Origin of the sequence: Alteromonas algae (assembly GCF_049117195.1) — a bacterium.
Taxonomy (GTDB): domain Bacteria; phylum Pseudomonadota; class Gammaproteobacteria; order Enterobacterales; family Alteromonadaceae; genus Alteromonas.
The window spans coordinates 3,801,745-3,816,266 of sequence record NZ_CP185260.1; the positions used below are offsets into that span (position 1 = coordinate 3,801,745).

The window sequence follows — 14,522 nt, forward strand, 5'->3', positions numbered from 1 at the left end:
AGGTAAGTACGTTACGCCATCAGTAGAATAAGAAATAAAGGACGACGGAATGAAAAGGCGCACTAGCCACAAATTGTTATCTCGCGTAAGCACCGCAATGTGTACAGCGCTGCTATGCTTCTCAGTTACCGCCGCTGAGTACATGCCTAATTTTAAAGATACCGATATTAATGAATTTATTAATATTGTCGGCAAAAACTTAGAACGCACCATCATTGTTGACCCTAACGTACGCGGAAAAATCAGCGTACGCAGTTACGACATGCTTGATGAAGAACAGTACTATCAATTTTTCATGAACGTGCTGCAGGTTTATGATTTTGCAGTAGTAGAAATGCCAAGCGGTATTTTAAAAGTAGTTCGCTCGAAAGACGCAAAAACATCTAACATTCCTGTCGTTGAGGGCTCAAACCGCGATGGTGATGAAATGATCACCCGTGTTGTTCCTGTTTATAACGTTCCAGTGCGTGAACTTGCGCCTATTTTACGCCAGCTTAATGACCAAGCAGGTGGGGGTAATGTAGTTAGCCATGACCCGTCAAACGTCATGATGCTGACAGGACGCGCCGCGGTTGTTAACCGCCTTGTTGAAATCATCGAACGCGTTGACCGTGCCGGAGATGAAGAAGTAGAAATTGTAAAACTGCGTTATGCCTCAGCCTCAGAAATGGTGCGCATTATCGACAGCATTAATAAATCGCAGGGTAAAGCGTCAACCGGCGATAAGTCAGAGCCTCGTGTTGTGGCTGATGACAGAACGAACTCGGTTATCGTAAGCGGCGACGAAAAAGCGCGTCAGCGCCTTATCACCTTAATTCAGCGTATGGACCAAGAGTTAGAAACTAACGGTAATACACGCGTGCTGTTCCTTAATTATGCGAAAGCGGATGATTTAGTACAGGTACTTCAAGGTGTGTCGGCGAGTATCAAAGCGGAAGAACAAAGCTCGTCAGGCACTACCCGACGCTCTGGAAACAACAACCGTGATGTCAGTATCGAATCTCATGAAGACTCAAACGCCCTGGTAATCACCGCAGAGCCAGACATGATGCGCTCGCTCGAAGAAGTGGTACGCCAGCTAGACGTACGCCGTGCTCAGGTTCAGGTTGAAGCCATTATCGTTGAAATATTCGAAGGTGACGGCACTACGCTAGGTGTTCAACTGGTATCTGAAGCCGGTGGCGGCACGCAGTTCAACAATGGTGTTATCCCGGTGGGCTCATTGGGTGTTGCTTTGCGCCAGGCAGAAGACCGTGAAGTTAACCAAACCAATATCACCGCCAATGGCGAAGTAGTTACCTCGACAGAAACGATAGAGGGCGACTTTACCTCGCTAGCCAGTTTACTTGGTGGTGCCAATGGCATGATAGCAGGCATTATCGAAAACGGCTGGGGTGCAGTAGTACAGGCCGTCAGCAATGATACCAATTCAAATATTCTGGCAACGCCTCACTTGACCACGATGGACAACGAAGAAGCGTTTTTCATTGTAGGCCAGGAAGTGCCAATTATTACCGGTACCACAACGGGTGCGAATAACTCTAACCCTTTCCAGACCGTCGACCGCCAAGAAGTAGGCATTAAATTAAAAGTCACGCCTCAAATTAACGAAGGTGATGCCGTTCAGCTACTTATTGAACAAGAAGTGTCGAGCGTAAGTGGGGCGACGTCGGTAGATATCTCAATTAATAAACGCGAAATCAAAACTACGGTTATTGTTGATGACGGCGGCACCATTGTGCTTGGCGGGTTAATTGATGAAGACATCCAAGAAAGCGTTTCTAAAGTGCCATTACTGGGCGACATACCTATTCTTGGTCATTTGTTTAAAACCAGCTCAACCTCTAAACGTAAGCGTAACCTAATGGTGTTCTTAAAGCCTACCATTGTGAGAGATGGCGCGACCATGAATGCCATTAGTCACCGTAAGTACAATTACATTCGCGCGCTTCAGCTGAAGCGTCAGCAAGAAGGTGTATCGTTAATGCCATCGGCCGTAGGCCCATCAATGCCAAACTGGGATGACGCATTGTCGTTGCCGCCCTCTTTTGAAGAATACATTTCAGAAAAAGATAAGCGCATAGAAGAAGGTAACGACTAGTATGGCGGGTCAAGATGATCAGCTAACCATGGCTGTTGAAGCCCAAGAAGAAGCGTTGGAAGCCATGCATGAAGACGGGCTACCCGAGGTGAATGAAGGTGGTCCACAGCAGCTTTCATTCAGTTTTGCGAAACGCAATCAAGTCCTCTTGGAAGTTAACGAAACGCCTGCGATATTGTATTTTACTGAGAATACGCCATTTGACGTATTTGCCGAAGTCCGTCGCTTCTACGGCGAGCCCTTCGTGCCTAAAACAATACCGGCCGATGAATTTGAAAACTTGCTGACCAGCGCTTTTCAACGCGACAGCTCTGCCGCAAAGCAGTTGATGGAAGATTTAGGTAACGAGAGCGACTTGTTTGCCCTTGCCGAAGACCTGCCAGACACAGAAGACCTGCTCGACAGTGAAGACGACGCCCCTATTATCAAGCTTATCAACGCTATGCTAGGCGAAGCGATTAAAGAAGGCGCATCAGACATTCATATTGAAACCTTTGAAAACCAGTTAGTGGTTAGGTTTCGTGTTGATGGTGTATTGCGAGAAATATTACGCCCTAGCCGCAAGCTATCATCGATGTTGGTATCGCGTATAAAGGTCATGGCCAAATTAGACATTGCTGAAAAGCGGGTGCCACAAGATGGCCGCATTACGCTGCGCATTGCAGGCCGAGCAGTAGATGTGCGTGTGTCTACCATGCCTTCTAGTCATGGCGAACGCGTTGTACTGCGTTTACTTGATAAAAATAACGCGCGCTTGAATCTTGAAGATTTAGGCATGACAAAAGCCAACCGCGACCATTTTTCTACGCTTATTCGTAAGCCCCACGGTATTATTTTGGTTACCGGCCCTACGGGTTCAGGTAAAAGTACCACGCTCTATGCTGGCCTTACCGAAATTAACTCCCGCGACCGAAATATTCTAACGGTTGAAGACCCCATTGAATTCGATTTGCCTGGCATTGGGCAAACCCAAGTCAACCCGCGAGTCGATATGACCTTTGCCAGAGGGTTGCGCGCTATTTTACGTCAAGACCCTGATGTGGTGATGGTAGGTGAGATTCGAGATATCGAAACGGCGCAAATTGCCGTACAGGCCAGTTTGACCGGCCACTTGGTGCTGTCTACGTTACACACCAACACCGCCGCTGGGGCGATAACACGTTTAGAAGATATGGGCATTGAGCCGTTTTTGCTGTCCTCTAGTTTATTAGCCGTGTTATCACAGCGTCTTGTACGTACGCTGTGCGAAGACTGTAAGGTGCCTCGCACCCCTGATGCTTCAGAGCGTGAAGTGCTTGGGATTGATAGCGCAACCGCTATGACCATTTATTCAGCGCATGGCTGTGCCGCATGTAATCAAACAGGTTACCGCGGAAGAACCGGCATTCATGAGTTGCTTATCGTTGATGAAAAAGTACGTGAAATGATGCACGAAGGTGTCGGTGAGCAAGCTATTGAAAAGCATATTCGCCATAACACGCCAAGCATTCGAGAAGATGGATGCCGCAAAGTACTCACTGGTGTTACCTCGTTAGAAGAAGTGCTTCGAGTAACGAGGGAGGACTAGTATGCCCGCATTTGCCTATAAAGCGGTCAATAGCCGTGGTCGAAATACACAAGGTGTGCTGGAAGGCGATAACGCTCGCCAGGCTCGTCAACAGCTGCGCGAAAAAGGGTTAATTCCAATAGAAGTTGAGCAGGTTGTTGAACGCAACCAGCACAACAACCAAGGTTTTCTTAACGCACTGTTTAAACCGCGTATTTCAGCTTCTGATCTTGCATTGCTTACGCGTCAATTGGCCACATTGGTCGAATCAGCCCTTCCGATAGAAGAAGCGTTGCTAGCCGTTGGCGAACAATGTGAAAAGCCCCGTCAAAAAAATATGATGATGGCGGTGCGCAGTAAAGTGGTTGAAGGCCGAGGATTAGCAGAAGCCTTGTCAGAATTTCCCAGTGTATTTGACGATTTGTATCGTGCTATGGTCGCTGCCGGTGAAAAATCGGGGCATTTAGATACCGTATTAAACCGATTAGCTGATTACACTGAACGACGCCAGCAAACACGCAGCCAGATTACGCAAGCCATGATTTATCCATCGCTTATGTTGTTCTTTGCGATGGGTATTGTATTGCTGCTATTAACCGTTGTAGTGCCAAAAATCGTAGGGCAATTTGACCACATGGGCCAAGACCTACCAGGCATTACGCAATTTCTTATTGCGGTAAGTACGTGGCTTCAAAATTACGGTATTTTTATGCTGGTCGCCATTGCCGTGCTTATTGTTATTGCACAACGGCTACTTCAGCAAAAAGCCATGAAGCTTCGTTATCACCGCGTGCTGCTAAAGCTGCCACTACTTGGGCGCGTATCAAGAGGGTTAAATACCGCACGTTTCGCACGTACCTTAAGTATTTTAAGTGCCAGCGCAGTGCCGCTACTTGACGCCATGCGTATATCCGGTGACGTGCTTGAAAATCAACATATAAAGAATCAAGTCGCAGATGCTGCGATTAATGTAAAAGAAGGAAGTAGCCTTCGCGCTGCACTGGACAATACAAAAATGTTTCCACCAATGATGATGCATATGATCGCATCGGGTGAAAAGTCGGGCGAGCTTCAAAGTATGCTCGCGCGTGCTGCAGATAACCAAGATAGGGAATTTGAGGCGCTTATTGGTGTCTCACTTAAAGTCTTCGAACCTTTACTGATTGTCACAATGGCAGGCATTGTTCTGTTTATCGTCATGGCAATTTTGCAGCCAATTTTAGCATTGAATAATATGGTGAATATCTAATGAAAACCTTAAAACGTAGTTCTGGATTTAGTTTGATTGAAGTGATGGTAGTGTTGCTTATTATAGGCATCATGGCCTCTATGGTTGCACCACAAATACTTGGAAACCAAGAAGAAGCGCAGTTAAAGAAAGCTGCTGTCGATATCCAGCAAATTGAAAGCGCACTTGAAATGTACAAGCTGCGCAACAATCGCTTTCCTACGTCTGAGCAAGGACTAGAAGCATTGGTTGCAGCACCAACCATCGATCCTATTCCAAGAAACTATCCAACAGGCGGCTTTATTAAACGCTTGCCAGAAGATCCATGGGGTAATCCTTATGCGCTTATCAGCCCAGGAGAGTTAGCGGTAGTAGATATATTCTCAAATGGCCCAGACGGCGAACCCGGTACCGATGACGATATAGGTAACTGGAACATTAACGAATACCTTAACTAAACACCCTAGGTTTTTATGCGCCAGTGCAAGAGTAAAAGGCACGCTTTAAAAGGCTTTACACTGATAGAAGTTATGCTTGTGCTATTGCTCATGGGCATTGCTGCCGGCTACGTCGTGTTTAATGCATTTGGCGCAAGCAAGAGCGACCTACTAAAAAGCCAAGCACAGCGCCTTCAAGTCATTGTTGATATGGCCAGCGACTTTGCCGTGCTTAATCAGCAGCAACTAGGGATTCGGGTAGAGCAACAAGATAACGCATACTTTTTTGTGTACCTGGACGAAGACAACGAGTGGCAACGGCTAGAAGGTGAGAAAATATATGACACCTATACCCTACCCGAGCCCTTCACCTTTACGTTGAACTTGGACGACCTTCCTTGGGACACCGAAGACAGGTTGTTCGACCGTGATATATTTGATGAAAACCTCAGTGTCTCAAGCGATGGCGTTGATATTGGGAACGACGAAGAAAAGAGGCTTCCGCCGCCACAAATCTTAATTATGTCCAGTGGCGACATTACGCCATTTACCCTTACCTTCAACTATGAAGGCGACTTTGATGACGAGCCTGTCTATTTCACCCTTTTAAATAAAGAACTTCCGCCTTTGGCATTAGAAGGTCCGTTGGAGCAGCCACAATAATGGCTTTCTTGTCCTACGCGAGAAGCACATCGCGTCAACGAGGATTGACGCTACTAGAAGTCATGGTAGCGCTACTTATTTTCGCGCTCACAGGTACCGCCATTTTAAAGGCATCGGGTGAACATCTCAGTAGTGTAGGACAAATTGAGTCGGTTACCTTCGCTGGGTGGGTGGCTAGCAATCGACTCAACCAAGTTCAACTTGAGAATACCTGGCCGCCCAAAAACAACCTAAAAGGCAGCATGGAAATGGCTGACCGCACGTGGTACTGGCAACAAACCGTAGCAAAAACTAACGATGCCAGCTTAAGAGCGGTAACCATTTCTGTTGGAGAAGCCGAAGACTACAGCACCAGTGTTACGTCGGTGACAAGCTTTGTGGCGCGTCCTACGTCGGGTGGCTCGTAATGCAAAAAGCACAGCGTCACCAACAAGGTTTTACCTTACTAGAAATTCTGATCGCGATGGCCATTTTTACGCTTATTGGCCTCGCATCCACCGGCTTGCTTACCACGGTTATTGATAGCAATGACTTATCTGAAGCGCGTTTTAATAAACTCCAAGCGCTGCAGCGCGCCATGATCACCATAGAACGGGATATTCAACAGGCCGTAACGCGCCCCATTAGAGTGGAAGGGGAAATGCAAGAGGTGGTAATGGCAGGTGGCGAAACGCCAGGAAGCGACGATGATGGTATAGGCTTTGTAAGGAGTGGCTGGCACAATCCTCAACTCATGTTGCCACGAAGCACCCTACAATATGTCGCCTATAGGTTACGTGATGAAAAATTGGAGCGTGTGTACAGTAATTATCTCGATAACGTTATTGGTCATGAGCCTAAAGTTAGGCCGCTATTAGAGAATATTGAAAGCTTCAAGGTTGAGTTTATTGCGCCCTCCAATAATAGTGAAGAAGGCCTAAAGGAAGATAAATGGTCTGACAGCTATAAGGGTACTGCATTACCTCGCGCTGTAGCTGTTGAGTTTGTCAGTAAAGACTTCGGCCTAATACGACGTGAATTTGCAATAGGAGGGCTATGATGCGTCGTCACCCTCCTCAAGCACCAAAGAAGCAACAAGGCGTTGCTCTGATGATTGTACTTATGATTGTTGCGTTGGTCGTTGTGCTCGCGACAGAGATGGGCGCTAGGCTGCAATTGCAAGTTCAGCGCACCATGAACCTTAAAGACAATAACCAAGCGTATTGGTATGCACGCGGTGCAGAAGCATTCGCCAGAAAGTCGATTCAGGATTTAATGGACGAAACACGCGATAAAATAACGCTAAGCCAGCCTTGGGCGCAGGAGTTTGTGTATCCATTAGAGAATGGCGGGCTGCAAGCCAACTTAGAAGACTTGCGCGCATGCTTTAATTTAAACGCTATTTTACAGGGTGAGAATACCTCAAGTAACGCGTCACGCAATCAACCTACCGAAGCCATGACCGCATTCCAATCCATGTTATTAGCCATGCAAATAGACGGGCTAGATAACTATACGGCAGATACCTTACGAGATAGTCTGGCCGATTGGGTTGATGACGATGACCGAATGCGATCGTATGGTGCTGAAGACAGTGAATATGAGTCGCGAGAATTTCCTTACCTCGCTGCCAATAGCGCTTTGGCATCTAAGACGGAATTACGTATTATAAACGGCGCGTCACCGGCGTGGATAAATGAACTAATGCCACTGGTATGCGTTATTCCTGATAACCAAGAGCTCATTATTAACGTCAATACACTTAAGCCTGAGCACGCCGCGTTACTGGCCGGCGTAACGGGGTTAGATATCCAAGAAGCCACCAGCTTAATTGGAAATCGACCACCTGACGGGTGGGAAGAAGCAGCAGATTTTCTTAGCGAGCCTGTTATTCAAGCACTGAGTTTAAACAATACGCGACAAGCATGGTTCGCTGTCACTACCGAATATTTTATTTTGCATACTGAGACCCGCTACAATAAGGCTACCTTTAAGCTTTCCACCGTGTTTCAAGCAAACAAAGATGCGGGCGTAAGCATATTGAAACGCGAGTTTGGAGGATTTAATTAATGGAACAACTCCTAGTAAGACTGGGTGCGGCAGACACCGACCCCATTAGCTGGTTGGTATGGTCAACGCAAGAAGAAGAGATAATTGCGTCGGGTGAACTTCCTGATGCTACCGCTTTATCTACGCTTGCTGAGCGCGTCGGTCAACGGCCTGTTATTGCACTTGCCCCAAGTAGCGACATTTTATTGAAATGGGTTACGCTGCCACCACGAGCCGGTCGAAAAGTGCTTTCTGCATTACCCTTCATGCTTGAAGATGAGTTGGCAACCGATATCAGTGAGCAGTTTTTTGCCATTGGCCCTAAAAATGGTGACCAACAGGCGGTGGCAATAGTGAGTCATGCAAAAATGACGATGTGGCAACAATGGTTGAGCGATGCCGGATTATTTTGCGACACACTGATCCCCGACGTACTTGCTGTACCAGTGACCGAAAACGGATGGTCAATTCTGACCCTCGGTGAGCAATTGCTAGTGCGTCAAGACGGTTTTAAAGGCATGCAGGGTGAACAAACGTGGTTGCTGCCGATGCTTAGTCACTTTGCTTCGCAACAAGAAGAAGCGGTTACCATCACTAATTATGCCGGCTTAGCGCTTGACGACATGCCAAATACCACCATTTCAGAGGCGCCACTTGAATTACCCATGCATGTGCTGGCAAAAGAGGCATTAGCGGCCAAGTTCAACCTTTATCAAGGCGAATATAAAGTAAAAAGAAAGCGCAGTAGCGGATGGTCTCAATGGCGCACCGCGGCGGTACTTGCTGTAATAGTGCTTGCTACTAGCCTTATCGATAAAACGGTAACCTTATACCAGCTTGAATCACAAAATGCAGCACTTAAAGCCGATATTAATGCGGCGGTGAAAGCGGGCTTCCCTAACCTGGGCTTGGTGCGTAACGTTAAGCTAAAACTGCAGTCTGAACTGGCGAAGTTAGAGCAAGGCGGAGGCGATGCGTCGATGCTTATTATGCTTGATCAACTTACACCAGCGTTTGCTGCCACGAAAATCACACCACAAACACTACGATTTGATTCAACACGCACTGAAATTCGCATTCAAGCTCAAGGCAAGAACTTTGAAGCCCTCGAGCAATTTAAAAAGCTGGCCGAAAGTGCAGGGTTCGTTGTTGAGCAAGGCGCCTTTAATAATAGAGATAACGGTGTAGTGGGCACAGTATCGATTAGGAGTGCATCATGAATGCGTTACTAGAAAAATATAAAGCGCTCACAGAACGCGAGCAACGCCTTGTGCTTATTAGCGGTGTGGTGGTAATTGTTGCCCTTTTTTACTTCGCTATTTGGTCACCGCTTAACGCAAGCTTGCATCAACAGAAGCAATTACTAGACAACCAACAAGCACTGCTAACATGGGTTCAAGATAGCGCCATGCGCGCACAACAGCTTCGCAGAAGTACCGGCGGTAAGCGTGCATTTTCAGGTTCGCTTCCACAAGCCGTTAACCGCACAACCGCAAGGCATGATATTGAAATATCACGCATGCAGCCCAATGGTGAAGACTTACAAGTGTGGGTAGACCAAGCCCCCTTCAACAATGTGCTCGATTGGTTAAAAGGAATGGAAGCAATGGGCATCATCATTCTACAAGCTGATATTGCTGAGGCTGATTCAGCCGGTTACATAAAAATACGTCGATTACAGTTAGGAAAAGCATGAAGTTAAAAGTAACGTGGATTATTGGCGGTATTGTCACCTTTCTTATTTTTGCTATCGCTTACATGCCTGCTATTCATGTGATAGGCAGAATAGCATTGCCAAAAAACATAGCGGTAAGCGGTGTATCTGGCACCCTGCTTGAAGGGAAAGCGCAAAGTGTCGTGGTGAATGGTTTACCTATAAACAATGTAAAGTGGGACATAAACCCTTGGGCATTTTTCATCGGTAAACTGCGTGCAGATTTAAAGGCTGGCAACATAAGAAACGTTAACGACATTGCTTTTGAAGGTCCGGTTAGCACAGGGCTATTCACGCAACGCCACGTAGTTGTAAACGATATGACCATTTATTTACCCGTAGATAGGGTTATCGCACAGGTGAGACTTCCGCTGCCGGTGAATGCCGGTGGGCGTTTCAAAGTCGCGTTAGATACGCTAGATTTTGGCCCAGCATGTAACGCATTGAGTGGCAAAGGCGACTGGTTAAATGCGACCGTAGCGGGTACACAAGGCCCTATTGATTTTGGAACGTACTCTGCGACGCTTCGATGTGACGGTGAAGACATTGGAATTACTGTCGCCGAGCCCAACTTATTGGGGTTAAGCATCGATGCTTCCGTTTCTCCATTAACGAAAAAATTCGCGGTGAATGGGAAGTTTAAGCCTGACGCGTCACTGCCTAATGAAGTGCATCAAGCGGCTAGCCTGTTTGGCAAACCAGATGCAAGTGGCTACACCACAATAAAACTATAACGGTACGCTAATACGCTCACAGAACAAGGGAATGTAATTATGAATAAACCACTTTTACTTAGCGCAGGCGTTACATTAGGTGCGCTTCTCATCGCACCACACTTCATCGGTAATGGCCTTGAATCAAAATTTAATAGCGCCATAACCAATATTGATGAACACCCGGTATATAGTGCCAATGTAGTGTCTTACGAAAAGGGTTGGTTTACGACGACGGCACAAGTTGAAGTGGGCTTTGACTTGCAAGCAATGCTTAATGCGCAGCAAGTTGACCAAAGCGACATAGAACAAACGGGCAACCCTACTTTTGTTGCAAACATCGTTGCACATCACGGCCCACTTTATGTTGGCGAGAGTGTTGGCATTGGCAGGCTACAGTATAACTTACATGTTGAAGGCGACGCGCTGCGAGACTACGTTGAGTGGGACAGCAACACGCCTGTTTACGCCAATGAAGGCGTAATAGGGCTATTTGGTAGCACCGACTACACAGACATGGTGCCAGCTTTAACGTTTATTGATGAAGACGAAGATGTAACGCTGACGTTTTCGGGCTTTGACGGTGAAGCAGAGGGTAGCGGCGACATGACGCATTATGAAAGCACGATACCCAGCCTTTCTATTCTGGGCGATGGAATGGTCATTGCTATGAACAATATGGACATGGATATGCAATGGTCGGGTAGCATGATTAAAGCCATCAAAGGGGAGCTTTTCGAGTCAGCCTTTACGTTCAATTTAAAGGAGACGACAGTATCGATTGACGGTGCGGTTGACGGTGATACGCCTCTTTTTGTGATGGAAGATCTAGCCTTAACATCTCGTACTGATATTGATGAAGATAACAACCTTGTTGATGCATTTTTCGAATACAAGGTAGCCTCGATGCGCTCACCAGACTTAACGCTTCACGACGCGGTATTTGCTATGGAGGCAAAACAGTTAGATACAGATTTCATTAAAGCCTACCAAGAGGTTAGCAACGCAACGCTGACCACTGAGCCTGAATTAGTGCCTGAACTGGTTAAAAGCTTTATAGAAGACAACTTGCTAAGTTTTTTACAAAAGTCACCTGCGATTAATATCACGCAATTATCAGGTACGCTTCCAGAGGGTAAATTTACCGCACACATGAATACCCGCATGAGCGGTGTTGATGCCCTTCCTGACACGCTAGAAGACCCTGCGTTTTGGATAAATCACATTATTGCAGATGCAAAAGTTACTCTAGATGAAGGCGTCGCAGAAAAAGCGATGGGTACTTATGTGCTATCACAACTTGCCACCAACCCTCAGGTGCAAAATATGACTGCAGAAGAGCTTGAGGCGACCGTTGACCAGCAAATCCCGCAGGTCATGAAAGCCTTTCTTCGACAAGGCTTTATCGTGTCTGAAGGTGATGGATATACGGCGACAATGGGCCTAACTGATGGCGTTGCAGTGCTTAATGGTGAAACTATTCCCTTACCTTTTGCACAGTAACCCCAATCACTAGGGGTTTAACGGGACATTCATCAAATCTTGCGCAGCATAAACGCGACCCGGCGCGATAACGGCAATAGCATCAGTTAACGCGCTAAGCCCAGGTTCGCTGCGTTTCATAATATGAGATAACACCACCCGCTTGGCTTTTGATGCTGATGCAATATTCAAAAGCTGTGTGGGTGTCATGTGTAATTGTTTCGCTGAGCCGGACGCGTCATCGCCTATCGCATTATGAAGTACTAAGATATCAGCGTGCTTTGCAAATTCAGCTAGCGTACCATCGGCATCATTGGTATCACCTGAAAATACAGCCATACAACCGTTCACATTTACTTTCCACGCTAGTGCTGGAATCGGCCCGTGATGGACATCCATCGCCGATACCGTTATTGACGGATTAATGTCGTAACTAAACGTAGGTTCGGTGGCAGAAATAGCGGTAAGCAGATAATCATCTTGGTGTGGTTGTGTATACGACGACAAATAGCGGAATGCACCTTTTTTACCAAGAAGAGCGTCGACATAGTCTTCGGTAGACGGCATTACATCATTACCATCCGGCCCCATTATTGGCAGGTCCTTGGAGCGAGAACCAAAATAGCTCCCCTTCACAAAGCTGGGTAACTCGGCTGAATGGTCGGTATGTAAGTGAGATAGCAAAATAGCGTCCAGCGTTTCAAATGAGGCGCCCGCAGCACCAAACTGCACGCTACTCCCGCTACCGGCATCTATCAACACCTTCGCCTCGTCGTGATACCAAACAAGGTATGCACTTGACGCCCTACCATCGTCAAGTTCAGGCCCTCCTGAACCCAACACTTGAACCGATACTCCCTCACAGCGCATTGAATCATTTTTGATGGCATCGTCAGCGGCAATGGCATGCAATGAAAATAACAGCGCTGCACCTAACAATGGTAAGCGACTTACTCCCGCTTCTTTTGCCCTGCTACTTTTCATAGTGATCCCTTTTTACATGCTTATTGACTGCGAGATGGTAAAAACCAAAACGATACGTTACACCCCAAAGGGGCACAACGTATCGCTTTTTAGCTAAGACCGTTATTCGGGGCGCTGCTCTGCCACCATGATCGTCTTAATATTAACAAACTCTCTGATACCGAAGCCACCGTGCTCACGGCCATAACCACTGTCTTTTACGCCGCCAAATGGCAGATTGGGTTGTGCTAACGAGTATCCATTAATGTTAATCATACCGGTATCGAACTCATTCTTCGCCAATGCAATAGCACGATCGGTATCAGTACTGAAAATACCACCGCCAAGACCGTAGCGCGAATCGTTGGCAATCTCCATCGCCTCCTCGTCATCTTTGGCTTTGATAATTGATGCTACTGGACCAAACAACTCATCATCGTACGCTGGCATGCCCGGCTTCACATCTTCTAATACGGTAATAGGATAATAGTAACCGTTGTTGTCTGGCACTTCGCCACCTAACGACAACGTTGCGCCCTTGTCTATCGATGACTTCACTTGTTCGTGTAATTCATCACGTAGGTCTTCTCGCGCCATCGGCCCTAAATCGGTTGAATCGTCGGTAGGGTCACCCACTTTGAGGCGTTTGCACTGCGCAATAAAGCGTTCGGTAAACGCTTTATACACGCTTTCTACGATGACAAATCGCTTAGCCGCTACGCACGTTTCACCATTATTAATGACACGGCCCTTTATACAGGTTTCCACCGCAACATCGATGTCAGCATCAGACAACACTAGGTATGCATCATTGCTGCCCAATTCCATTACTGTCTTCTTAGACATACTGGCCGCTTCTTTTGCTACGCTTTTGCCGATTTCATCACTGCCTGTAAACGTAACGCCTCGCACATATTTGTGTTTAATTAAACCGCTTGCGGTTTTCCCGTCTATGAGTAACGACTGATACACGTTTTTTGGAAACCCTGCATCTTCATACAGCTGCTGAATGGCCAGCGCCATACCAAATACATTTTTAGCATGTTTTAGTACTGTCGTGTTACCCGCCATGATGTTACATGCACTGTAACGGATAACTTGGTAAAGCGGGAAGTTCCAAGGTTGAATACCCAGAATTACACCTAATGGCTGATACGTAACAATGGCTCGACCGCCTTCAAAAATTCTGTGGTCATCTTCAAGGAACGACGCTCCTTGCTCTGCGGTGTAACGACAAATCTGTGCGCATAATTCAACTTCTTGTCTTCCTTGCGCCTTTACTTTACCCATTTCTCTGGTCATTAAGCTAGCGAGGTCGTCAACACGCGCTTCCATGAGGTCAGCGAGTGTATTAAATAATTTTGCGCGGGTTTCAAACGAGGTTTTACGCCAGTTTATGTAGGCTTCCTGTGAGCGTGTAACCGCATGATCAGCGTCATCGCTGGTCATTAAATGATAATGGTCTAACTTTTCGCCCGTAGCAGGGTTGTAAGTATTGATTGTCTCGCTCATAGTTATGCTCCTTATTACGTTTGGCTTTAACCACCTGCAACAAGAGCGCCATCTTATTTGAAATTATTTTTGTCTTTATTAACAATGAGTTAATTAATTTTGATGATGGCGCGACACCGTATAACGTATCGCGCA

The 14,522-nt window shown here is 46.7% G+C and carries 14 protein-coding genes; 12 read left to right on the forward strand and 2 right to left on the reverse strand.

Annotated elements, in window-relative coordinates:
* Positions 1–49 precede the first annotated feature (49 nt).
* The 12 genes from gspD to ACOJRU_RS16905 all read left to right on the forward strand — a co-directional run bounded on the left by gspD (position 50) and on the right by ACOJRU_RS16905 (position 11,933).
* Entirely contained in the window at positions 50–2,101 is a 2,052-nt protein-coding gene (gene gspD, locus ACOJRU_RS16850) for a type II secretion system secretin GspD (RefSeq protein ID WP_421132876.1), read from the forward strand.
* 1 nt (position 2,102) lies between these two features.
* The gene (gene gspE / locus ACOJRU_RS16855) at positions 2,103–3,668 is read left to right on the forward strand and encodes a type II secretion system ATPase GspE (protein WP_421132877.1); all 1,566 of its coding nucleotides are present in this window, start codon (positions 2,103–2,105) and stop codon (positions 3,666–3,668) included.
* A 1-nt stretch (position 3,669) separates the two neighbouring features.
* Positions 3,670–4,896, forward strand: coding sequence for a type II secretion system inner membrane protein GspF (gene gspF, locus ACOJRU_RS16860; RefSeq protein WP_421132878.1), 1,227 nt, complete (start codon positions 3,670–3,672; stop codon positions 4,894–4,896).
* Complete coding sequence (gene gspG, locus ACOJRU_RS16865; RefSeq protein WP_421132879.1) at positions 4,896–5,333, forward strand: type II secretion system major pseudopilin GspG; 438 nt, start codon at positions 4,896–4,898, stop codon at positions 5,331–5,333. The genes gspF and gspG overlap by 1 nt, the downstream gene beginning before the upstream one ends.
* A 72-nt stretch (positions 5,334–5,405) precedes the next feature.
* Positions 5,406–5,975, forward strand: a complete 570-nt coding sequence (gene gspH / locus ACOJRU_RS16870; RefSeq protein WP_421132880.1) for a type II secretion system minor pseudopilin GspH — start codon at positions 5,406–5,408, stop codon at positions 5,973–5,975.
* Positions 5,975–6,382, forward strand: coding sequence for a type II secretion system minor pseudopilin GspI (gene gspI / locus ACOJRU_RS16875; protein WP_421132881.1), 408 nt, complete (start codon positions 5,975–5,977; stop codon positions 6,380–6,382). The genes gspH and gspI overlap by 1 nt, the downstream gene beginning before the upstream one ends.
* Complete coding sequence (gene gspJ, locus ACOJRU_RS16880) at positions 6,382–7,014, forward strand: type II secretion system minor pseudopilin GspJ (protein WP_421132882.1); 633 nt, start codon at positions 6,382–6,384, stop codon at positions 7,012–7,014. The genes gspI and gspJ overlap by 1 nt, the downstream gene beginning before the upstream one ends.
* Entirely contained in the window at positions 7,014–8,024 is a 1,011-nt protein-coding gene (gene gspK, locus ACOJRU_RS16885) for a type II secretion system minor pseudopilin GspK (protein WP_421134793.1), read from the forward strand. The genes gspJ and gspK overlap by 1 nt, the downstream gene beginning before the upstream one ends.
* Entirely contained in the window at positions 8,024–9,223 is a 1,200-nt protein-coding gene (gspL, locus tag ACOJRU_RS16890) for a type II secretion system protein GspL (protein ID WP_421132883.1), read from the forward strand. Before gspK ends, gspL begins: the two co-directional genes overlap by 1 nt.
* Complete coding sequence (gspM, locus tag ACOJRU_RS16895) at positions 9,220–9,699, forward strand: type II secretion system protein GspM (RefSeq protein ID WP_421132884.1); 480 nt, start codon at positions 9,220–9,222, stop codon at positions 9,697–9,699. Before gspL ends, gspM begins: the two co-directional genes overlap by 4 nt.
* Positions 9,696–10,451, forward strand: coding sequence for a type II secretion system protein N (locus ACOJRU_RS16900; protein WP_421132885.1), 756 nt, complete (start codon positions 9,696–9,698; stop codon positions 10,449–10,451). The genes gspM and ACOJRU_RS16900 overlap by 4 nt, the downstream gene beginning before the upstream one ends.
* 39 nt (positions 10,452–10,490) lie before the next feature.
* The gene (locus tag ACOJRU_RS16905) at positions 10,491–11,933 is read left to right on the forward strand and encodes a YdgA family protein (protein ID WP_421132886.1); all 1,443 of its coding nucleotides are present in this window, start codon (positions 10,491–10,493) and stop codon (positions 11,931–11,933) included.
* Positions 11,934–11,942: 9 nt separating this feature from the next.
* Here the strand turns inward: ACOJRU_RS16905 and ACOJRU_RS16910 are convergent, their stop codons facing one another.
* Both ACOJRU_RS16910 and ACOJRU_RS16915 read right to left on the reverse strand, forming a co-directional pair.
* Positions 11,943–12,896 carry an MBL fold metallo-hydrolase gene (locus ACOJRU_RS16910; protein ID WP_421132887.1) on the reverse strand — a complete coding sequence of 318 codons (954 nt, stop codon included), beginning with the start codon at positions 12,894–12,896 and terminating at the stop codon, positions 11,943–11,945.
* Positions 12,897–12,998: 102 nt separating this feature from the next.
* Positions 12,999–14,387 (reverse strand): NAD-dependent succinate-semialdehyde dehydrogenase, encoded by a 1,389-nt coding sequence (locus ACOJRU_RS16915; protein ID WP_421132888.1) that lies wholly within the window; start codon positions 14,385–14,387, stop codon positions 12,999–13,001.
* Positions 14,388–14,522 lie beyond the last annotated feature (135 nt).